A 20,241-nucleotide genomic window follows, 5' to 3' on the forward strand; every position below is an offset into this window, starting at 1 on the left:
TTATAGCACTTTGGCGCATCATTTTTGATGGGTCAAATATAAGATGCTATCTCAGCTATCCTCCACAGTGCCTGCCAAACCGTAATTGAAAAAGATTCAACATTTTATTACGCAAAAGCCTATTATTTTGTGCTAAATAAGGTGAGTTCAAAGTCATAATTATTATTGAGTGAATGCTATTTATGAAAAATCGCAACTTAAAAAAAGGTTTATATGCGGCTGTTTTTACTATGGCAACTGTGCAGACTCAAGCAGCACCACCAGTAGACTTTTCTAATTTGGTTGAGCAGGTTAGTCCTGCGGTGGTGAGTGTCAATGTTGTCAAAAAAATGAGTCAGGAAGAACTCTTACAACAACAAGTTCCAGAAATTTTACGCCGTTTTTTTGGCAATCAAGTGATTATTCCTCAACAGCAAATTCCACAAGAAAAAACAGGTTACGGCAGTGCCTTTTTTATCAGTAAAGATGGATACCTTTTAACCAATCACCACGTTGTTGAAGATGCTTCTAAAGTTACCATTGTACTGAATGACCGCCGTGAACTTGATGCAACTGTCGTGGGTAGTGATGAACGTACCGATGTCGCGTTATTAAAAGTGCAGGGCAGCAGTTATCCAGAACTGCGTACAGGCAATGTCGATCAATTGCGTGTGGGTGAGCCTGTACTTGCAATTGGGTCTCCATTTGGATTTGACTATTCTGCATCGGCAGGGATTGTCAGTGCCAAAATGCGGAATATGATGGGTGAAACTTCAGTGCCATTTATTCAGACCGATGTGGCGCTTAACCCAGGTAACTCAGGCGGGCCACTATTTAACCAGCGCGGTGAAGTGGTCGGCGTGAACTCCCGTATTTTTAGTGGTACGGGTGGTTATATGGGCTTGTCATTCTCCATTCCTATTGATGTTGCCATGGATGTTGCCGATCAGTTAAAGCGTAACGGTAAAGTGACTCGTTCTTATTTAGGGGTGAGTTTGCAAGATATTGACCGCAATTTGGCAGAATCTTATAAACTCAGTAAGCCTGAAGGTTCATTAATTACTCAAGTTGCACCAAACTCACCTGCGGCACGTGCAGGTTTGCGCGCGGGCGATGTGATTCTTAAATACAACGGCACACCTATTTCCAGAACGTCTGAATTGTTGAACTATTTAAACCGTTCAGTGCCAAATCAGAGTATTCAGCTTGAAGTATTACGTGATGACAAACGCCGTAATATTACCGCTACAGTCAGTACAGCACCTGATGATACGCCTGCAAAAAACAACCCTGAAACTGCTGCTAAAGGCCCTGTCTTAGGTGTGTCTATTCGTGATTTAACTGTTGCAGAACAACGCCAGTTAGATATTAAAGGTGGTGTGCTCATTCAGGAAGTGCGTCGTGGTGGTTCAGCAGCTCAGGCGCGTATTATGCCTGGCGATGTGGTGGTACAACTGAATAATACGCCAATTCAAAATGCCAACCAATTTGTTGAAACAGTATCTACCTTGAAACAAGGCACTATTGCACGTGTGGTGATAATTCGTCAAGGACAACGTGCGATTATTGGCATGCGTATTCAATAAGTTGAAGTGGCATAAAATCGTAAATCTAACTAAATTTAGCATATTGCTAAACTTTAGATAGTCACTTATTTTAAGAAAGTCGCTCTTGAACTGGAGCGACTTTTTTTATGTAACTCGGTATTTTTGTTAGACTAGACCGACATCGCCGTTTTAGTTAAAAGGATGACATGAGCAGCATATTTGATTTAAAAATCACCGTACAGCCAGAACATATTGATATTTTAGGGCATGTCAATAATGTGGTGTATGTGCAGTGGATGCAGGATGTAGCATCGGCACATATCGAAACATTAGGTTTAGGGGTGCTGGAATACTTAAAACTAAAACATGCGATGGTGGCGGTGGAACATCATGTGCAATATCGTAAAGCGGCACTCGAAGGTGAGGAGCTGATTTTGCGTACATGGTTAAGTGATTTGAATGCGTTGTATTCATTCCGCCAATATGCGTTTTATCGCCCTCAGGATAAAAGTCTGCTGTTTATGGGCAATACACAATGGGCTTGTGTGGAAATTGCTACAGGTCGTCCAAAACGCATGTCACCGACATTTACGCAAGCCTATCAACCCCTTGCTGCTGATGTGAATCCGTTGGATTTTAGTGAGTATGATTCATTAAGATGAGTTGAAGCACCAAGTGTAGCGTCATTGAAAGTTGCTGCATGTTATTGCTGTCGATGTTGTTAAAGAGGGTATTCACCTGTTTCAAATAGCATGAAGTATTCTTCAATTCTCACTTTAATTACGACACACATCTCTGCATAAAAAGCCTAAAACTCTCGAATAAAAAGAAAAACGCGTGAGGCTGCAAAAGGAAGTCATTATTATGGATACATTGAAAAATCCATCTGCTATAATCCTTCGCAATTTCTATTCGGCTTTTGCTCTGCATGAATTTTAATGTGCAGAGCGTGTTATTTTTCAAGGTAACCCATGGCGCAAGCTAAAAAAACTGTTGATATTAAAAACATCCGTAACTTTTCGATCATTGCCCATATTGACCATGGTAAATCGACTCTAGCAGATCGTTTCATTCAAACCTGTGGTGGTTTACAAGATCGTGAGATGCAAGCTCAGGTGTTGGATTCTATGGAGCTTGAGCGTGAGCGTGGGATTACCATTAAAGCCACCTCGGTGACTTTATACTACAACCATCCAAATGGTCAGGAATACCAATTAAACTTCATTGATACCCCGGGACACGTTGACTTTTCCTATGAAGTATCACGTTCTTTGGCAGCTTGTGAAGGTGCGCTATTGGTAGTCGATGCGGCACAAGGGGTAGAAGCGCAATCAGTTGCAAACTGCTATACCGCAATTGAGCAAGGCTTAGAAGTTTTACCTGTACTGAATAAAATTGATTTACCGCAGGCAGAACCTGAGCGCGTGATTCATGAAATTGAAGAAATTATTGGTATCGAAGCGCAAGATGCACCCACCTGTTCGGCTAAAACAGGTTTAGGCATCGACAATGTATTAGAAACCTTGGTGAATGTCATTCCTGCACCACAAGGTGATCGTGATGCGCCATTGCAAGCCTTAATTATTGACTCATGGTTTGATAACTATTTGGGCGTTGTGTCGCTGGTACGTATCAAGCAAGGTCGCGTGCGTAAAGGCGATAAAATGTTGATGAAATCGACAGGTCAAACGCACATTATTACCTCAGTTGGTATTTTTAATCCAAAACATACCGAAACAGGTATTTTGGAAGCAGGTGAAGTTGGCTTTGTTATTGCGGGTATTAAAGATATTTTTGGTGCGCCAGTGGGTGATACCATCACACTCGCAACTACACCAGAAGTAGAAACCTTACCAGGCTTTAAAAAAGTTAAGCCGCAGGTTTATGCAGGTTTATTCCCAATTGATGCCAGCGACTTTGAACCGTTCCGTGAAGCCTTGCACAAACTACAAATTAACGACTCAGCTTTGTTCTTTGAACCTGAAAGTTCAGATGCTTTAGGCTTTGGTTTCCGTTGTGGTTTCTTGGGCATGTTGCACATGGAAATCGTACAAGAGCGTTTAGAGCGTGAGTACGATTTAGACCTAATTTCATCGGCACCAACGGTTATTTATGAAGCCGTGATGAAAAATGGCGAAACGGTGTATATCGACAGTCCATCTAAAATGCCTGATGGTTCAACTGTAGAAGATTTACGTGAACCGATTGCGGAATGTCATATTTTAGTGCCGCAAGAATACTTGGGTAACGTCATGACCCTATGTATTGAGCGTCGTGGTGTGCAAAAAGACATGAAATTCTTGGGTAACCAAGTGTCCATTACTTTTGAAATTCCGATGGCAGAAGTCGTGATGGACTTCTTTGATAAATTGAAGTCATGTTCACGTGGTTTTGCATCGTTAGATTATAACTTTGTCCGTTTTGAAAGCTCATCTTTGGTTAAAGTCGATGTACTGATTAACGGTGAAAAAGTCGATGCCTTAGCGATGATTTGCCACCGTCAAGATGCACGTCACCGTGGTATTGCCTTGGTTGAAAAAATGAAAGACTTGATTCCGCGTCAAATGTTTGATGTGGCTATTCAGGCTGCGATTGGTGCGCAAATTATTGCGCGTTCAACCGTGAAAGCGATGCGTAAAAACGTACTTGCGAAGTGTTATGGCGGTGACGTTTCTCGTAAGAAGAAACTACTTGCCAAGCAAAAAGAAGGTAAGAAACGTATGAAGCAAGTGGGAAGTGTTGAAATTCCACAAGAAGCATTCTTGGCTGTATTAAAAGTCGATCGCTAAAATTATAAGGATAACAAGCCCATGGATTTTGATTTTAATTTGATTCTCGTTCCTGCCACATTATTTTTTATTGCGGTGTGGCTGCTCGATAAATTTGTATTTAAGCAAAGAGCAACGAAAGGGCGAGGCAATGAAAACTTCATTATCACATGGGCTTATGATTTTTGGCCTGTTTTGGCAGTGGTGATGGTACTGCGTTCATTCCTGTATGAACCATTTAATATTCCGTCAGATTCTATGGTGCCAACCTTAGAAACGGGCGATTTTATTTTGGTGAACAAGTTTGAATATGGCGTGCGTTTGCCAATTATTAACAGCAAAATTATAGATGTGGGTTCGCCTGAGCGTGGCGAAGTTGCGGTGTTCCGTTATCCACCACAACCAAGCATTAGTTATATTAAGCGTATTGTCGGTTTACCAGGCGATCATATTGTTTATGATCATGGTCAGCTGAGCATTAATGGCGAGAAAGTAACGAAAACCCCAATCCAGTTTAGCCGTGAAAAAGACAGTCTAGATACACCTACTTCAATTTACCATCAGGAAACTTTAGGGGCGCATACATTTACCATGCGCGAGCTTGAAGGTGTAAACGTGGCGCGTCAGGCACCATTCCTGAACTATGTAGACAATGGTAAATATTCAGCAGAAAATGGTTTATATTGGGAAGTCAAAGTACCTGAAGGTCATTACTTCGCGATGGGGGATAACCGCGATCAAAGTGCTGACAGTCGTTTTTGGGGTTTTGTACCAGAGGAAAACCTAACAGGTCGTGCATTCTATGTGTGGATGCATAAAGAGCCTGGGTTTAATTTGCCGTCATTTAGTCGTAACGGCAAAATTGATTAATACAGCAGATTAGGAAAATAAAAAATGCGTCATCAACAAGGGGCATCCTATATTGCAATTTTAATTGCAATTATTGGTTTTGCATTTATGGCAAAAGTGGCAATTGCGGTTTGGGGACCATATTTCGATGATCGAATGTTGGACAATCAAATTGAAGAGCAATTGTTGAATGGGCCAAAAAACCTATCACCACAAAAGTTTATTGGTGAAATGGACAAGCGTTTAAGCATGAACAACATTCGCGATATTAAATTTGCAGATGTAGCTCAAGTGACCAACGTAGATGGTTTAGAAGTGAAAAAAGAATATGAAATAAGAAAACCTTTCTTATTGAATATTGATATTGTAATGAAGTTCGAGAAAAGTTTTGATCAAAGCTCAGTCCAAGCTAAATGAGACCCGTCTAGCCAGCCGAATCGGTTATCAGTTTAAGCAACCTGAATTGCTTAAACTGGCTTTGACTCACCGCTCGGTGAGTCATAAACACAATTACGAACGTCTGGAATTTCTAGGCGATTCGTTATTGGGAATGATTGTTGCCAATTATTTATATGTGGCTTATCCACATGAAAATGAAGGGCGTTTAACGCGCATGCGGGCAACACTGGTACGTCAGGAAGCCTTAGGCAAAATTGCCAATGATTTAAAGCTCAGCCAAAATTTAATTCTCAGTACGGGAGAATTGAAATCTGGCGGTCATCATCGTGAGTCTATACTGGCAGATACCGTAGAAGCGATTATTGGCGCTATTTATGTCGATAGCGGTGATTTGAATTTGCTGCAAACGATTGTGCTAAAATGGTACAGCCCTTATTTAGATCATATTGAGCCAACCGATCAACTCAAAGACCCTAAATCACGTTTACAAGAGTATTTACAAGCACGTAAAAAACCTCTCCCGGTTTACGAGGTTGTAGATATTCAGGGTGATGCACCGAATCAGCATTTTATTGTGGAATGCCGAGTCGATAGTTTACCTGTAATGAAGGGTGAAGGTTCAAGCCGTCGCTTTGCCGAGCAGGCAGTAGCGGCAGATATTTTAAAATTCTTGGAGCAAAAGTCTGAATGACCATCCATTCCGATCACGTAGATGCTGATCACGAGTCGAATAACGACGCCAATGACTTAATCAACCAGTTCTTTAGCGGTCAGGGAACTGAAATTCCATCTGATTTCCGCAGTGGTTTTGTTGCAATTGTTGGTCGCCCGAATGTGGGTAAATCGACCCTCATGAACCACTTATTGGGTCAAAAACTATCCATTACTTCACGTAAACCGCAAACCACACGTCACAAAATTGTGGGAATTGATTCACGTGAAAAATCTCAGGCTGTGTTTGTAGACACACCAGGGATGCATAAAAAAGAAGTCCGTGCCATCAACAAAATGATGAACCGTGCTGCATCATCTGCTTTGCGTGATGTGAACTTGGTTTTGTTTGTGGTGGATGCACAAAAATGGACGCAAAATGATGAGTTAGTCCTAGAAAAGCTGAAAAATGCAGAAATGCCAGTGATTCTGGTGATTAACAAACTCGACACTTTTGAGAATAAAAATCAGGCTTTGCCGATTATTCAAGAACGTGCCAAGTTAATGAACTTTGCCGAAATTGTACCTGTATCGGCATTGCGCGGCGCGAACCTAGATCATTTGCGTGACACGATTGAACGCTATTTGCCATTCCAGCCACCGTTGTATTCGCTAGATCAAATCACAGACCGTTCAGAACGTTTCTTGGCATCTGAAATTATCCGTGAAAAGATCATGCGCCAATTGGGCGAAGAACTGCCTTACGATTTAACCGTGCAAATCGAATCATTTAAAACTGAAGATGCGGTTTTAAATGAAAAAACGGGTCGTATGAAAGCACCATGTACCTATATTGATGCCACTATTTTTGTAGATCGCTCTGGTCAAAAAGCCATTGTGATTGGTGAAAAAGGCGCGAAGCTGAAAAAAATTGGTATGGATGCACGGGTCGACATGGAAAAAATGTTCGAGCAAAAAATCATGCTGACGCTTTGGGTGAAAGTCAAAGGTGGTTGGTCTGATGATGAACGTGCATTAAAAAGCTTAGGATATAGCGATATCTAAGTTTGACGAAAAGGGAACTGTGATGATGAAAGTGTTGGCCATTGTGGCATGTATGTTTGTCTTGCAAGGTTGTATTCACAAAGTTGTGACAGTTCCCGTAAAAGTTGCCTACAAAACTACAAAGGGTGTGGTGAAAGGCACTGCTGCTGTAGTTGGTGCTGTCATTCCAGATGGTGATGACGAAGAAAAATCCAAACAAGAATCCTCTAAAGAACAGGATTAATTGACGCTATCATGCGTAATGAAATCTTGCATGGTTATTTAATCCATCATCGAAAATACCGCGAACGTAGCCATATTGTGCACTTGTTTACCCGCGAACATGGGCGGGTTGATGGTATTTTAAGACAAATGCCACCGCCACAATATCAACCGATTCGCATACAAGCTTCGGGAAAATCAGACCTTAAAAATTTCACCAAGCTGGAAATTGTCAATCAACCGGTTTTCTTCTTTGGTGATGCATTTTTTTCAGGCTTTTATTTAAATGAAATCGTGCTGCGCTTATGTTCTGCCGAAGTGGAAATGCCAGAAACTTTTGTGCAATATCACCAGACTTTGGCGCATTTACAACACTTATCTAGTCAAGAAAATCCCAATCTATTCTTAAGACAAATTTTACGTCAGTTTGAACATGCATTATTGGAAGAATTAGGCTATGCGATTGATTTTTCAGTCGATGCGAACCAAGAGCCAATTCAGCCCAATCTACATTATCATTTTCAACTGAATGATGGTTTTATCCCTACCGCACAAGCATCACGGGCTAACTTAGTCGGTACACAGATCCTCAGTATGTGCGACTATGAAAAAGGTAGGGATTTTAACCCAGAGCAGTTACAATTACTGTCTCGGCTGTATCGACAAATGATTAGTTCACTGTTGGGTGATCGACCTTTAAAAAGTCGCCAATTGTGGATTCAGAATTCTCAAACCCAAGCGTAATGTAGGAACCTATTATGGCTTTACTCGGTGTCAATATTGACCATGTGGCAACTTTAAGACAAGCGCGTGGCACGAACTATCCAGACCCTGTGAAGGCCGCATTAGTTTGTGAACAGGCGGGTGCAGAGGGGATTACTTTGCATTTGCGTGAAGATCGTCGTCATATTCAGGATGATGACGTGCGTCGTATGCGTCCGTTGTTGAAAACCCGCATGAATTTGGAAATGGCAGTCACCGAAGAAATGATCGAGTTTGCCAAGGAAATTCGTCCACAGCATGTATGTTTGGTACCTGAGCGCCGTGAAGAAGTGACCACAGAAGGCGGTCTAGATGTTGTGGGGAGTTTTGAAGCTGTCAAGGCTGCGACGCAAGAATTAACCGCAATGGGCTGTGACGTTTCATTGTTTATTGATGCTGATATTGCGCAAATTGATGCGGCCGTTGCATGTGGTGCACCGACCATTGAAATCCATACAGGCGCGTATGCCAATGCAGAAAATGAAGCTGCACAGCAAGCTGAATTGACCCGTATTGTTCAGGGCGTAGAATATGCAGCTAGCCGTGGCTTAGTGATTAATGCAGGGCATGGCTTGAACTTGGATAATGTAGGTGCAATTGCCGCAATTCCACACATCCATGAGTTAAATATTGGTCATGCTTTAATTGGTGATGCTGTATTTGTCGGATTGGAGCAGGCTGTTAAACGCATGAAAGCCGCGATTGATGCAGCGCGTTAATCTGTATATTTGAAATTGAAAGATAAAATTTGAAACGTTATGTCCAGCATAAATTATGATGAATTGATGCAGCCTGTAATAGCATTTTTAGGCTGTGAAACACCTAAAGAATGGTTGAATGAAGCATTAAATAATTTAGATATTTTGATGCAAGATCATGCCAACTGTGAGAAAAAAGCAGCAGGCACAGCCATGAACTTGATGTTTCGTTATAGCTTTTTTACCGATTTACAGGTCAAACTTGCACAGTTGGTACGCGAAGAAATGCTGCATTATGAGCAGGTGCTAGAGTTCATGGCAAAGCGCGGGCAAACGTGGCAAGGTTTAAGTGCAGGGCGTTATGCAGGTGGTTTACGTAAAGAAATCCGAACCTATGAGCCTGAAGCATTAATTGATGTACTGCTGATTGGTGCATTTGTAGAAGCGCGTTCATGTGAGCGTTTTTATGCGCTTGCTCCTTTGGTTGATGAAGAATTAGGTAAGTATTATCGTTATTTGCTTAAATCTGAATCACGCCATTATGAAGATTATTTGGCACTGGCGTTGGATGTGGCTAAAACAGCAAAACTGAAAAACCCAGAAGAAGATATTCAGGGGCGAATTCAGCATATACGTGAAGTGGAAAAGAACTTAATTCTCAGTCCAGATGATCTGTTCCGTTTTCATAGTGGTGTGCCTGCACAAGCTGTTTAAACTGTATAGATAACTTTGCATGCAGATAAAAGCGGAACTTCGGTTTCGCTTTTTATATTTTGAGGCTTATAGACGTGTTGATAAATGCAGTTATCTCTCAAGCTTTGGGGCTTTAAAAAGAAGTCCAGCCAATAAATTTCAGGCAATAAAAAACCCAAGTCGTTATGCTTGGGCTTTTTAGAATTTGGCTCTCCCACCTGGGCTCGAACCAGGGACCTGCGGATTAACAGTCCGTCGCTCTACCGACTGAGCTATGGGAGAATCTGAATGCGATTATAAGCAGATTTAAGCAAGGGTCAAGCATAAATTGTCATGTTTCTTTCATTTTGACTTTATATGCTTTTTATTTGAACAAAAAACAAAATTTTATTAAAAAATCACCCACAAGACTTGCGTTACACAAAATCGGTTGTTAGTCTGAGTGACAGAACAAAGCGTTTAAGTAGCATCTTAAACAGTGTGGATTTAACCCAACTTGCCAGCACTAAAATGGCTAAATCGGAGTAAGCGCATGAATACGCTCAGCATTTCTGACATTTTTTCTCAATTTTCTTATTATCAAGAACATTATCTTTCTATCTTGTCTACGCCTGAACAATACTACACTGCTGTAGAAGGCGCGTTTATTCATGTCTGGCCTTTGGCACCTCAAGATTTGTATTTGGGCGATTTATTGCAGTTGTGGTTTAGTGAAAAATGGCTCATTCAATCGACCTGCCAATTGCTTTCAGACCATCCAGACAACGGCACAAAAAAACCATTGCAGCGTGATCATGATTTGTATTTGTACCAACTGGCGGGCAGCGCGCTTTCGGGGAGTAACCGTTCACGCGTGTGGTCTGTGTCTGAACAAAAACAATTGCGTGTAGAATTAGACTTTGCTTTTCGCTATTTATGTGAATATAAAGGAACATCTCAACCTACAGTGTCTAAATCAGAACTGATTACTGCGTTGAAAAACAGTGTTTAATCTATGATGATTGATCATTGCCAGCCAAATAGATTTGCATTGAATCGAGTTAAATGACTCGCACCAAAATAGTGTTATAAACTGCGATAAAAATTTGCGAACAGCTTGAAAAGGATATTCAGCCGTGTGGATTAAAATATGCATTGCCATGCTCGCATTTGCTGCAAATTCTTTGCTGTGTCGTTTGGCATTGGCTGAACAGCAAATTGACCCTATGAGTTTTAGTTTGCTCAGGGTTGGCAGTGGGGCAGTGTGCTTAGGCATATTCTATGCTGTTTTGCAGGTTCAACAACCAATTCAATTCCAATGGAAATCTGCATTAAGCCTTGCTGTATATCTACTCGGTTTTTCGTTGGCATATTTGCATATAGATGCAGGCATTGGTGCATTGATTCTATTTGGCGCAGTGCAAATCACCATGATCAGTTATGCAATTTTGCATGGTGAGCGCATGACTTTGCTGCGCTGGGTCGGGTTAGGCTGTGCTGTATTGGGGATGGGCTTGTTGCTATTGCCTGAAGCCAGTACGCCAACGTTCAAATATGCGCTGATGATGTTACTGGCAGGTATTGCATGGGGTTTTTATAGCATTACTGCAAAGACGATGCAGCATGCTTTAACTAATACTCTGTCTAATTTCATTCTGGCGACTCCGCTTGTTGCTGTATTTTTTCTTTGGTATTTACCCGAAAGTTTTATCACTTGGCAGGGGGTGGTTTTGGCGGTCTTGTCGGGTGCATTGGCTTCGGCTGGAGCGTATGTGCTGTGGTACAGCATTGTTAAAAAAATAGATGGTATTACTGCCAGTACCGTGCAACTTTCTGTGCCCAGTTTGGCGATTCTAGGTGGGGTAATTTTTCTGGGTGAGCAATTAACGTGGTTGATGCTATTTGCCAGTTTGATTGTACTCTGCGGCATTTTGATGGTGATTTTAGCCAAACCGCGTGTATAAAAGTATTCTCTTTCTGGGGCTATATATGCCATGCGTTTAAAAATGATCGTCGCAAAATGAAATTAGAAATAAAAAACCCACGATTCAATCGTGGGTTTTGTTCATCTAAACAAGTTTAGATTATTTGGCAGCTTTTTCAGCTTCGATTGAAGCAATCGCTTCATCTACACCTTCAATTGATTCTGCTGCTTTTTTGATACGTGCAAGCGCATCTACAAGCACTTCGTCTGCAGTTGCATAAGAAATACGCATGAAACCGCCTAAACCGAACGCATCACCAGGAACAACGGCAACACCAGTTTCTTCCAATAACCAAGCAGAGAATTCTGTGCAAGATTTTAAGCCTTTCGCACGAATCAATGGTTTGATGTTTGCATACGCATAGAATGCGCCATCTGCAGGTAAGCAAGAAATACCTTTGATGTCATTCAAGCCATTTACAACTAAGTCGTGACGGCGTTTGAATGCTTCAACCATTGGCTCAAGTACGTCTTGTGGGCCGTTCAATGCAGCTTCTGCAGCAACTTGCGAAATAGAAGTTGGGTTAGAAGTCGATTGAGATTGAATTTTCTTCATCGCACCAATTAGTTTAGCAGGGCCCGCTGCATAGCCAATACGCCAGCCAGTCATTGCATAAGCTTTAGACACACCGTTTAATACGATTGTGCGGTCATAAAGGTCTGGTGCAACTGTCGCGATGTTATAGAACTCATCATCCCAACGGATTGGTTCATACATATCGTCAGATGCAATGAATACTTCAGGGTATTTACGTAGTACAGCAGCCAAAGCTTCTAATTCAGCTTTAGTGTAGATCATACCTGTAGGGTTAGATGGGCTGTTTAACACTACTAAACGTGTTTTGTCAGTGATCGCAGCTTCTAATTGTTCAGGCGTGATTTTGAAACGTTGTTCTTCACCACATTCCACAATGACTGGCACGCCTTCAGCAATAATCACCATATCTGGATAGCTTACCCAGAACGGTGCAGGGATAATCACTTCATCACCCTTGTTTAACAAAGCCAACGCCAAGTTAAAGAATGATTGCTTACCACCACAAGACACCAAAATTTGGTTCGCTTGGTAGTCAAGATTATTGTCACGTTTTAATTTTGCGATAATGGCTTTTTTAAGACCAGGCGTACCGTCAACAGCAGTATATTTTGTAAAACCGTTATTAATTGCTGCAATAGCTGCATCTTTGATGTGTTGTGGTGTATCGAAATCCGGTTCACCTGCACCCAAACCAATAACGTTATGACCCGCAGCTTTAAGTTCAGCGGCTTTATTGGTTACTGCAAGTGTTGGGGACGGTTTGATGGCATTGACACGATCAGAGAGACGTACGTCCACGGCATATTCCTTCTTATAGGGATAAAAAAATAAAAAGCATATTATCTTAGCCTAAATTCGATGTCTGCGTCGTTTAAAATTGCATCAAATTAATAAAAAATCACCAAATTAGACCAATTTCCTATGAAATCGTGATTAAAACTGCTGTGAGGTGGAAGTTTCTCGCATCGGGCGGCAAAAAACTTTAAAATAGTCCAAATTTTATAAGAGTGATGGTCATGAGTAAGCAGCAGCCTACTTCAAAAAAACCATTGGTGAATCTCCCATTCCCAATGCCAAACACAGCGCAGGATAATGATCAGGCGGTACATAATTCGGTGCGTCCTAAACCTGAGCAATATGCGGATAAGACTTGGCCACCGCCACGTGGTACTCGTCGTTCGATGGGTAAGCGCTAAAAAAATGCCACAATTACGTGGCATTTTTTATTGATGGGGATTTAAAAGTATTGAAATTAACGAACATGCTTACGCGCTTTGTTGGCAGGTTTTGGCGGCGAGATTTCACGTACGCCATGCCATACATCGCTAAAATCTTGTTCGTTGATATTATACAATTCCAATAAAGCCAAAATCGCTGCACCAAATAGCATTGGGCCTTCTGAATTATTTTGGAACTCGAATACCTTACCATTTAAGTTGTGCAAAATATCCTGAATTTCAAAGACCCGATCACGCCCATTGCTGTCAGTTGGGTACATTTGTGTATTCAATATGATTTTAGCCAAGGCTTTTTCATTATCGCTCAATGCCAAGACTTCAATTAATTCATCGGTGGCAGGGGTAAAAATCACAGAATCACGGTAAATGGTGTGTAGTAATTTTTGCGTTAGTTTAGGCAATGCTTTTTCGACAAAAGGACGAAACGACGCAGGAAAAATCACATTATGGGCAATGCCTTTAAACATAGGGGCAATTTCTTCAACCGTATAACCTGCAATACCACAACCAATTGAAGTTAAAAAATACTTCATTTTAGGATGGTTTTTGGCATAGATTTTAAAGTCATCCACATAGTGCTGAATTTGCGATAGTGGCATTTGTTGTAAATGTTCATTCATGGTTGGAATGGCAAAACTTTGTCCTGCCCAACCGCGCCCGACGCCTTCAACGGCACCAAAAAATTCTTTGGCTGTTCGTGCTGCACCACCTGCATGTTGTCCTGCCATGTTACTGCCAAATACGAAAACAGTATCTTCAGGGAGGCTTTTGATAATTGATTCGTCGTGATATTGGTAAGTCATGAATGTGTGCTTTTATGGTTGTCGTCCTGAAATTTCATGTTGCCTTTGAATAGCCAGTGGGTCAAGTCTTAAAGCAGTTTCCCCGTGCTCAATTTAGTCGTAGCACATCTTCGTTCTAACAGCGTCCACTACAGAATTAAAACCGAGCAATGGCTTTGTAGCTACGCAACATCGCCACAACATATTCGGATGTCCTGAGTGTAGGCAAATCTGCTAAAATATTAGGTCGCATCAAACCTGAGAGCTGCATTTGTGAGTGATAAGCAACCTTTCGATTTAGTCACCAACTATCAACCTGCGGGTGACCAACCACAAGCCATTGAAAAATTGGTTCAAGGGATAGAACAGGGCTATCATGATCAGCTATTACTTGGGGTTACAGGCTCAGGTAAGACTTATACCATGGCCAATGTGATTGCCAGAACACAGCGTCCGACCATTGTCATGGCACATAACAAAACGCTGGCAGCGCAGTTGTATGGTGAGTTTAAAGCGTTCTTTCCGAACAACGCAGTCGAATATTTTGTCAGTTATTATGACTATTATCAGCCTGAAGCCTATGTACCATCTTCCGATACTTTTATTGAAAAAGATGCGTCTATTAATGATCATATTGACCAAATGCGACTCTCGGCCACACGTGCTTTGCTAGAGCGTCGTGATGCCATTATTGTCGCATCGGTATCTGCAATTTACGGTTTGGGTGACCCCAATGCTTATATGAGCATGTTGCTGCATGTGGTGCAAGGTGATCGGGTGAATCGTGATGATTTGATCCGTCGTTTGGTGGAAATGCAATATAGCCGTAATGAGCTAGAGTTTTTGCGCGGTACTTACCGTATTCGTGGTGAAATTTTAGATATTTTCCCTGCTGAATCTGATCAGCATGCTATTCGCATAGAATTATTTGATGATGAAGTCGATTCGATTCGTTGGTTTGATCCATTAACAGGCAAATTGGTGCGTAAAGTGCCGCGCGTGACTATTTATCCTAAAAGTCACTATGTTACGCCTAAGGATAATTTGGAACGTGCGATTGGTACCATTAAAGAAGAACTAAAAGAGCGTTTGGTGTTTTTTCGCGAACATGACAAATTGCTAGAAGCGCAGCGCCTAGAACAACGTACCCGCTATGATTTAGAAATGATGCAGCAATTGGGCTATACCAACGGCATCGAAAACTATTCACGACATTTGTCTGGACGACCTGCAGGCGAAGCACCGCCCACTTTGTTTGATTATGTACCTGATGATGCCTTGCTGATTATTGATGAATCGCACGTGACCGTTCCGCAAATTGGCGCGATGTATAAAGGTGACCGATCACGTAAAGAAAACTTGGTGAATTATGGTTTCCGTTTACCTAGTGCGTTAGACAACCGTCCAATGAAATTTGAAGAATGGGAGCGCATCGTCCCATCCACAATTTATGTGAGCGCTACACCTGCACAATATGAGTTGGAAAAATCGCAACAAATTGTAGAGCAAGTGGTGCGTCCAACAGGATTGATTGACCCAGAAATTGAAATTCGTCCTGTGTTAACGCAGGTGGATGATGTGCTGTCTGAAATCAATTTGCGTAAAGAATTGAATGAGCGGGTGTTGGTCACCACTTTAACCAAACGCATGGCTGAAGATTTGACCTCGTATTTAAAAGAATACGGCATTCAAGTGGCTTATTTACACTCTGATATTGATACCGTAGAACGCGTCAAAATTATTCACGAATTACGTACAGGCGTGCATGATGTCTTGGTTGGCATTAACCTGTTACGAGAAGGTTTAGACATGCCTGAAGTGTCTTTAGTGGCAATTTTAGATGCCGACAAAGAAGGCTTTTTACGTTCAGAACGTTCGTTGATTCAAACCATTGGACGTGCAGCACGTAACTTGAAAGGTAAAGCAATTTTATATGCAGATCGCATTACCGATTCAATGCAAAAGGCGATAGATGAAACAGAGCGTCGTCGTGCCAAACAAATTGAATTTAATGAATTGCACGGCATTACTCCACGTAGTGCAGTGCGTCAGGTGATTAAAGAAATCGACACAGGTGAAGTGCTGAACGATGAGCAAATTGATGAAAAAATCAATGCACAAAGCCGTGCTTTAAGTGACGATGAACAGCACATTTTGGCTGATCCTAAACTGTATGCCAAACATATTGCCAAACTTGAAAAAGAGATGTTGAAAGCATCTAAAGAACTGCAATTTGAACAAGCGGCTCGTTTACGTGATGAAATTTTGCGTTTAAAAGCGCAAATGTTGCAATCTGGCTAAATTGGGGCGAATTGCACTGTCAGTGTAAGTGCGAGTTTGCATACTAAACTTGCTATGTAAAATTTGAGTTGCAAAAATTACATATCCATACAGTAAATTGAAATGCTTGCGGTTATTTTTGAAGAAGATAAACAAAATTGACTGAACATTAGAGTTTAGAGGTTGGGACAATGGCTAAAAAACTTCCGTTTGCAGGTGCGCGACTTGCCAAAATTGCCCTTGGTGGTGTGGTGCTGATTGGTTTGGGTGCTGCGACTATGGCATATTCCAAAACCAATGAACCGATGAAAACGGTAGAAAAAGTCGAATTAGATAAATATTTAGGCGTTTGGTATGAGGTTGCAAGAAAGCCTTTATATTTCCAAAACAAATGCGGTTCAAATGTAACAGCAGCATATACATTGAATGAAAATGGCAATGTGCAGGTGGATAACCGTTGTATTGCAAAAGATGGCAAACAAATGCGTGCTTTGGGCGAAGCTTTTGTACAAAATGCGCCTTTTAACAGCAAACTCAAAGTTAGCTTTTTACCTGAAGTCATTCGTTGGTTGCCTGTAGGGCGTGGTGATTATTGGGTGTTAAAGCTAGATGATGACTATCAAACTGCCTTGGTGGGTGAACCACGCCGTAAATATTTATGGGTACTTTCACGTACGCCGCATCCTGATCAGGCTGTCGTGACTGAATATCTGAACTATGCCAAATCACTCGGTTATGACTTAAGTGATGTGATTTATACCAGACATACGCAAACTAAAAAGTCAGACTAAGTTGCAGCAGCTCCAGAGCTACTTATAGATATAAGCAGACAAACGTATGCAGACCAATTGACCACGCAAAAGCTGCGTGGTTTTTTATATCCTGTCATTTTAAATTTTGAACATTCGATCAATCTCTAAAACAACGTATATATGAGTATAATGCCGACTGATATAGGGGAGAGTCGGATGTATAAAGGCATTGCACTATCGGTTTTAGCATCGGTCACTTTTGGGGTGCTGTATTTTTATACCCAATTACTCAAACCTTTAGACAGCGAAGAAACTTTTGCGTGGCGTATGTTGGCAACTTTGCCATTCCTAACTTTGTTTATGTGGTGGTCGGGAGATTTAAAACATATTTCCGCGATTTTTCAGCGGCTCAAACAACAACCACAATTCATACTTTGGCTGATTTTTAGTTCTTTTTTATGCACTACGCAATTGTGGTTATTTTTGTGGGGGCCGATTAACGGGCGTGGTTTGCAGGTTTCTTTGGGTTATTTCTTATTGCCTTTGATCATGGTTTTGCTTGGCTGTGTGCTATATAAAGAAAAGTTATCGACTTGGCAGATGGCAGCAGTTGCCTTAGCCGTGCTAGGTGTCAGTCATGAAATCTGGCGCATTGGCACGGTGGCGTGGGAAACCTTATATGTGGCATTTGCCTATCCTTTATATTTCTTTTTACGTCGGGTCTTTCAAACCGATCACTTGGGCGGGTTTTGGTGGGATTTACTGCTAGTTATTCCTGTCGCGGTATATTTAGGCTTTTATTATAGTGACAGTGTAAATGTCATCGCAGCTTTTCCATATTTAATTTGGTCGGTACTTGGATTGGGCTTTTTAAGTGCATTGGGACTTGGCAGTTATATTTTGGCCAGCCGCCATTTGCCTTTTGTGATTTTTGGTTTACTGAGTTATTTAGAACCTGTGCTGTTGGCTTTTGTGTCTATGTTGTTAGGTGAACGAGTTGAAGCAGGGGAATGGCTGACTTATATCCCAATTTGGTTGGCAGTTGCATTATTGGTGGTTGAAGGGTGTTTGCATTTAAGAAAACAAAAAATGAATCAGCAAGATTTACAGCAGAAGATTCAACAGTCATCTGGACAATAAAAGCCGTCGCTGTGGTGAGATATTCAAATTTCCAAGAGGATAATCGAGTTTGGCATCATCCTCTTTTTCTTCTAAAAAATTGAACTTTTGTTGAAAAAACTAAAATCACAAAAATAATTACAACTATTTTATGAATTTATAGTGAATATATAGGAAAATAGTCGGGTCAGTACCAGCTTTTGATTCAATCTTGACGACAATTCCATTACAATTATCGGGTTTTGAAATTCATGCCTAGATATACAATTAATTAGAGGACGTATCTGTGAGCAAAGAGACTATCATCGCCCTACACGCAGAGCACCAAGGTCGCTGGAAAAACCGTGAAGAAATCGCGGAACGTATGATTGCTTTACTCGGTCAGTTGTACCGTGAAAAAAATATCATGGTTTCAGTTTTTGGTCGTTCTTTAGTTAACCGTTCTGTGATTCAAATTTTGAAAGCACACCGTCGTACTCGTATGATGGACGTAGAACTTTCAGTTGTTCACACTTTCCCATTGCTTGAAGCTTTGGCAAAAGTAGACAACATCGGTTCAGCAGAAATCGACTTAGGTAAACTTGCTGTTGAATATAAAGAAAAAGGCGGCGATGTAAATGCATTTGTTGCAGACGCTGTGAAATCTTTAGCGGGCAATCCAACAACTGTAGAAAGCAAAGATGTTGTACTTTACGGTTTTGGTCGTATTGGTCGTATCCTTGCGCGTTTAATCATTGGTCAATCTGGTCTTGGCCGTGGCTTAAACCTTAAAGCAATTGTGGTACGTAAATCATCTGATGGTGATTTAGAAAAACGTGCGTCTTTATTGCGTCGCGACTCTATTCATGGTCCATTTGCAGGCACTATTTCTGTAGATGAAGAAAATGAAGCAATTATCGCAAATGGTAACTTCATTAAAGTGATCTATGCATCTAACCCATCTGAAGTAGACTATACGGCTTATGGCATCAACAATGCATTAGTGATTGACAACACGGGTAAATGGCGTGATGCAGAAGGTCTTGCACAACACCTTCAATGCCCAGGCGCTGCACGCGTAATTTTAACTGCACCTGGTAAAGGTGACATGAAAAACGTGGTTTACGGTGTTAACCAAGCTGACATTCTTGATGAAGATACCATCATTTCTGCGGCAAGCTGTACAACAAACGCGATTACACCAACTTTAAAAGTGTTGCATGACAAGTACACCGTTGTGAATGGTCACGTTGAAACTGTTCACTCATTCACTAACGACCAAAACTTGATTGATAACTATCACAAGGCAGATCGTCGTGGTCGTGCAGCAACATTAAACATGGTTATTACCGAAACAGGTGCAGCAAAAGCAGTGGCGAAAGCATTGCCTGCATTACAAGGTAAATTAACAGGTAACTCTGTACGTGTTCCAACGCCAAACGTATCACTTGCAATCTTGAACTTAACGCTTGAGAAAGAAGTAGATCGCGAAGAAGTGAACGAATACATTCGTCAAATTTCAATTCACTCTAATCTTCAAGGTCAAATTGGTTATACCAACTCGACTGAAGTGGTTTCAAGTGACTTCATTGGTTCGCGTACTGCAGGTGTATTTGATGCGCAAGCAACCATTACTTCAGGCAACCGTTTAACTGCTTACGTTTGGTATGACAACGAAGTGGGTTATAGCTGCCAAGTATTGCGTATTGCTGAACAAATGGGCGGCGTAAGCTATCCTAAAGTTCCTGCTGAAACAAATGCATAATTTGTAGATACAGAATTTAAAATCAAAAAGAGCTTCAAATGAAGCTCTTTTTTTTGCATTTATTTCATTCTTAAATATAAGGATGAGTGTTGAAATTTCCACCTAATACGCTATCCTAAACTTACCAAAATAAAGTCTATGCTAAAAAGTAAGTAGATTTGATTTTGCTTTCAAGCTTTCAAAGCCTGAACAATAGAAATAACAGAAGGATAC

The 20,241-nt window shown here is 41.2% G+C and carries 20 protein-coding genes and 1 tRNA gene; 18 read left to right on the forward strand and 3 right to left on the reverse strand.

What is annotated here, in order from left to right; translation table 11 throughout:
• The first annotated feature begins 182 nt into the window (after positions 1–182).
• From J4G44_RS06915 to J4G44_RS06965, 11 genes are all read left to right on the forward strand, one after another.
• Positions 183–1,565, forward strand: coding sequence for a Do family serine endopeptidase (locus J4G44_RS06915; protein ID WP_207973537.1), 1,383 nt, complete (start codon positions 183–185; stop codon positions 1,563–1,565).
• Between the two features lie 167 nt (positions 1,566–1,732).
• Positions 1,733–2,188: an acyl-CoA thioesterase gene (locus J4G44_RS06920; protein WP_004971726.1), complete on the forward strand. Its 456-nt coding sequence runs from the start codon at positions 1,733–1,735 to the stop codon at positions 2,186–2,188.
• A gap of 309 nt (positions 2,189–2,497) precedes the next feature.
• Positions 2,498–4,315: a translation elongation factor 4 gene (gene lepA, locus J4G44_RS06925; RefSeq protein WP_207973538.1), complete on the forward strand. Its 1,818-nt coding sequence runs from the start codon at positions 2,498–2,500 to the stop codon at positions 4,313–4,315.
• 21 nt (positions 4,316–4,336) lie between these two features.
• Positions 4,337–5,164: a signal peptidase I gene (lepB, locus tag J4G44_RS06930; RefSeq protein ID WP_004971724.1), complete on the forward strand. Its 828-nt coding sequence runs from the start codon at positions 4,337–4,339 to the stop codon at positions 5,162–5,164.
• Between the two features lie 24 nt (positions 5,165–5,188).
• The gene (locus J4G44_RS06935) at positions 5,189–5,560 is read left to right on the forward strand and encodes a DUF4845 domain-containing protein (RefSeq protein WP_004971723.1); all 372 of its coding nucleotides are present in this window, start codon (positions 5,189–5,191) and stop codon (positions 5,558–5,560) included.
• Positions 5,532–6,233: a ribonuclease III gene (gene rnc / locus J4G44_RS06940; protein WP_004971722.1), complete on the forward strand. Its 702-nt coding sequence runs from the start codon at positions 5,532–5,534 to the stop codon at positions 6,231–6,233. The genes J4G44_RS06935 and rnc overlap by 29 nt, the downstream gene beginning before the upstream one ends.
• A complete protein-coding gene (era, locus tag J4G44_RS06945) occupies positions 6,230–7,258 on the forward strand; it encodes a GTPase Era (RefSeq protein WP_004971721.1) in 1,029 nt (342 codons plus the stop codon). Before rnc ends, era begins: the two co-directional genes overlap by 4 nt.
• Before the next feature lie 22 nt (positions 7,259–7,280).
• Positions 7,281–7,481 (forward strand): NF038104 family lipoprotein, encoded by a 201-nt coding sequence (locus J4G44_RS06950; protein WP_019837686.1) that lies wholly within the window; start codon positions 7,281–7,283, stop codon positions 7,479–7,481.
• Between the two features lie 8 nt (positions 7,482–7,489).
• Complete coding sequence (recO, locus tag J4G44_RS06955; protein ID WP_178865723.1) at positions 7,490–8,203, forward strand: DNA repair protein RecO; 714 nt, start codon at positions 7,490–7,492, stop codon at positions 8,201–8,203.
• An 11-nt stretch (positions 8,204–8,214) separates the two neighbouring features.
• On the forward strand, positions 8,215–8,940 hold the full coding sequence (pdxJ, locus tag J4G44_RS06960; RefSeq protein WP_207973953.1) for a pyridoxine 5'-phosphate synthase: 726 nt from the start codon (positions 8,215–8,217) through the stop codon (positions 8,938–8,940).
• A gap of 39 nt (positions 8,941–8,979) precedes the next feature.
• On the forward strand, positions 8,980–9,633 hold the full coding sequence (locus J4G44_RS06965) for a MiaE family protein (protein ID WP_207973539.1): 654 nt from the start codon (positions 8,980–8,982) through the stop codon (positions 9,631–9,633).
• A gap of 185 nt (positions 9,634–9,818) precedes the next feature.
• Here J4G44_RS06965 and J4G44_RS06970 read toward each other — a convergent pair.
• Positions 9,819–9,894: transfer RNA gene (locus J4G44_RS06970), tRNA-Asn, on the reverse strand.
• Positions 9,895–10,144: 250 nt separating this feature from the next.
• Here J4G44_RS06970 and J4G44_RS06975 point away from each other — a divergent pair.
• Both J4G44_RS06975 and J4G44_RS06980 read left to right on the forward strand, forming a co-directional pair.
• Positions 10,145–10,603, forward strand: a complete 459-nt coding sequence (locus J4G44_RS06975) for a hypothetical protein (RefSeq protein WP_004971712.1) — start codon at positions 10,145–10,147, stop codon at positions 10,601–10,603.
• 124 nt (positions 10,604–10,727) lie between these two features.
• Positions 10,728–11,555: a DMT family transporter gene (locus tag J4G44_RS06980; protein WP_207973540.1), complete on the forward strand. Its 828-nt coding sequence runs from the start codon at positions 10,728–10,730 to the stop codon at positions 11,553–11,555.
• 120 nt (positions 11,556–11,675) lie between these two features.
• Here J4G44_RS06980 and J4G44_RS06985 read toward each other — a convergent pair whose 3' ends face one another.
• On the reverse strand, positions 11,676–12,911 hold the full coding sequence (locus tag J4G44_RS06985; RefSeq protein WP_004971708.1) for a pyridoxal phosphate-dependent aminotransferase: 1,236 nt from the start codon (positions 12,909–12,911) through the stop codon (positions 11,676–11,678).
• Positions 12,912–13,129: 218 nt separating this feature from the next.
• On the opposite strand from J4G44_RS06985, the gene J4G44_RS06990 reads away from it, so the two are divergent.
• Positions 13,130–13,309 carry a hypothetical protein gene (locus J4G44_RS06990; protein ID WP_004971707.1) on the forward strand — a complete coding sequence of 60 codons (180 nt, stop codon included), beginning with the start codon at positions 13,130–13,132 and terminating at the stop codon, positions 13,307–13,309.
• Between the two features lie 56 nt (positions 13,310–13,365).
• On the opposite strand, the gene J4G44_RS06995 is transcribed toward J4G44_RS06990, so the two are convergent.
• Positions 13,366–14,154, reverse strand: a complete 789-nt coding sequence (locus J4G44_RS06995; RefSeq protein WP_004971705.1) for an A1S_2505 family phage non-structural protein — start codon at positions 14,152–14,154, stop codon at positions 13,366–13,368.
• A gap of 252 nt (positions 14,155–14,406) precedes the next feature.
• On the opposite strand from J4G44_RS06995, the gene uvrB reads away from it, so the two are divergent.
• From uvrB to J4G44_RS07015, 4 genes are all read left to right on the forward strand, one after another.
• Entirely contained in the window at positions 14,407–16,434 is a 2,028-nt protein-coding gene (gene uvrB, locus J4G44_RS07000; protein WP_207973541.1) for an excinuclease ABC subunit UvrB, read from the forward strand.
• A 170-nt stretch (positions 16,435–16,604) separates the two neighbouring features.
• Positions 16,605–17,204 (forward strand): lipocalin family protein, encoded by a 600-nt coding sequence (locus J4G44_RS07005; protein WP_004971700.1) that lies wholly within the window; start codon positions 16,605–16,607, stop codon positions 17,202–17,204.
• 177 nt (positions 17,205–17,381) lie between these two features.
• Complete coding sequence (rarD, locus tag J4G44_RS07010; RefSeq protein ID WP_154320882.1) at positions 17,382–18,305, forward strand: EamA family transporter RarD; 924 nt, start codon at positions 17,382–17,384, stop codon at positions 18,303–18,305.
• A gap of 265 nt (positions 18,306–18,570) precedes the next feature.
• On the forward strand, positions 18,571–20,028 hold the full coding sequence (locus J4G44_RS07015) for a glyceraldehyde-3-phosphate dehydrogenase (protein ID WP_004971695.1): 1,458 nt from the start codon (positions 18,571–18,573) through the stop codon (positions 20,026–20,028).
• Positions 20,029–20,241: the final 213 nt, after the last annotated feature.

It is taken from the genome of Acinetobacter towneri (genome assembly GCF_017498585.1).
In the GTDB taxonomy this organism is placed as follows: domain Bacteria; phylum Pseudomonadota; class Gammaproteobacteria; order Pseudomonadales; family Moraxellaceae; genus Acinetobacter; species Acinetobacter towneri.

What these genes read in the sequence shown, in the direction of transcription:
- J4G44_RS06915 (WP_207973537.1), top strand. Translation starts at nt 183, where the DNA reads ATGAAAAATCGCAACTTAAAAAAAGGTTTATATGCGGCTGTTTTTACT.
- J4G44_RS06920 (WP_004971726.1), top strand. Translation starts at nt 1,733, where the DNA reads ATGAGCAGCATATTTGATTTAAAAATCACCGTACAGCCAGAACATATT.
- lepA (WP_207973538.1), top strand. Translation starts at nt 2,498, where the DNA reads ATGGCGCAAGCTAAAAAAACTGTTGATATTAAAAACATCCGTAACTTT.
- lepB (WP_004971724.1), top strand. Translation starts at nt 4,337, where the DNA reads ATGGATTTTGATTTTAATTTGATTCTCGTTCCTGCCACATTATTTTTT.
- J4G44_RS06935 (WP_004971723.1), top strand. Translation starts at nt 5,189, where the DNA reads ATGCGTCATCAACAAGGGGCATCCTATATTGCAATTTTAATTGCAATT.
- era (WP_004971721.1), top strand. Translation starts at nt 6,230, where the DNA reads ATGACCATCCATTCCGATCACGTAGATGCTGATCACGAGTCGAATAAC.
- J4G44_RS06950 (WP_019837686.1), top strand. Translation starts at nt 7,281, where the DNA reads ATGATGAAAGTGTTGGCCATTGTGGCATGTATGTTTGTCTTGCAAGGT.
- J4G44_RS06965 (WP_207973539.1), top strand. Translation starts at nt 8,980, where the DNA reads ATGTCCAGCATAAATTATGATGAATTGATGCAGCCTGTAATAGCATTT.
- J4G44_RS06975 (WP_004971712.1), top strand. Translation starts at nt 10,145, where the DNA reads ATGAATACGCTCAGCATTTCTGACATTTTTTCTCAATTTTCTTATTAT.
- J4G44_RS06990 (WP_004971707.1), top strand. Translation starts at nt 13,130, where the DNA reads ATGAGTAAGCAGCAGCCTACTTCAAAAAAACCATTGGTGAATCTCCCA.
- J4G44_RS06995 (WP_004971705.1), bottom strand. Translation starts at nt 14,154, where the DNA reads ATGACTTACCAATATCACGACGAATCAATTATCAAAAGCCTCCCTGAA.
- J4G44_RS07005 (WP_004971700.1), top strand. Translation starts at nt 16,605, where the DNA reads ATGGCTAAAAAACTTCCGTTTGCAGGTGCGCGACTTGCCAAAATTGCC.
- rarD (WP_154320882.1), top strand. Translation starts at nt 17,382, where the DNA reads ATGTATAAAGGCATTGCACTATCGGTTTTAGCATCGGTCACTTTTGGG.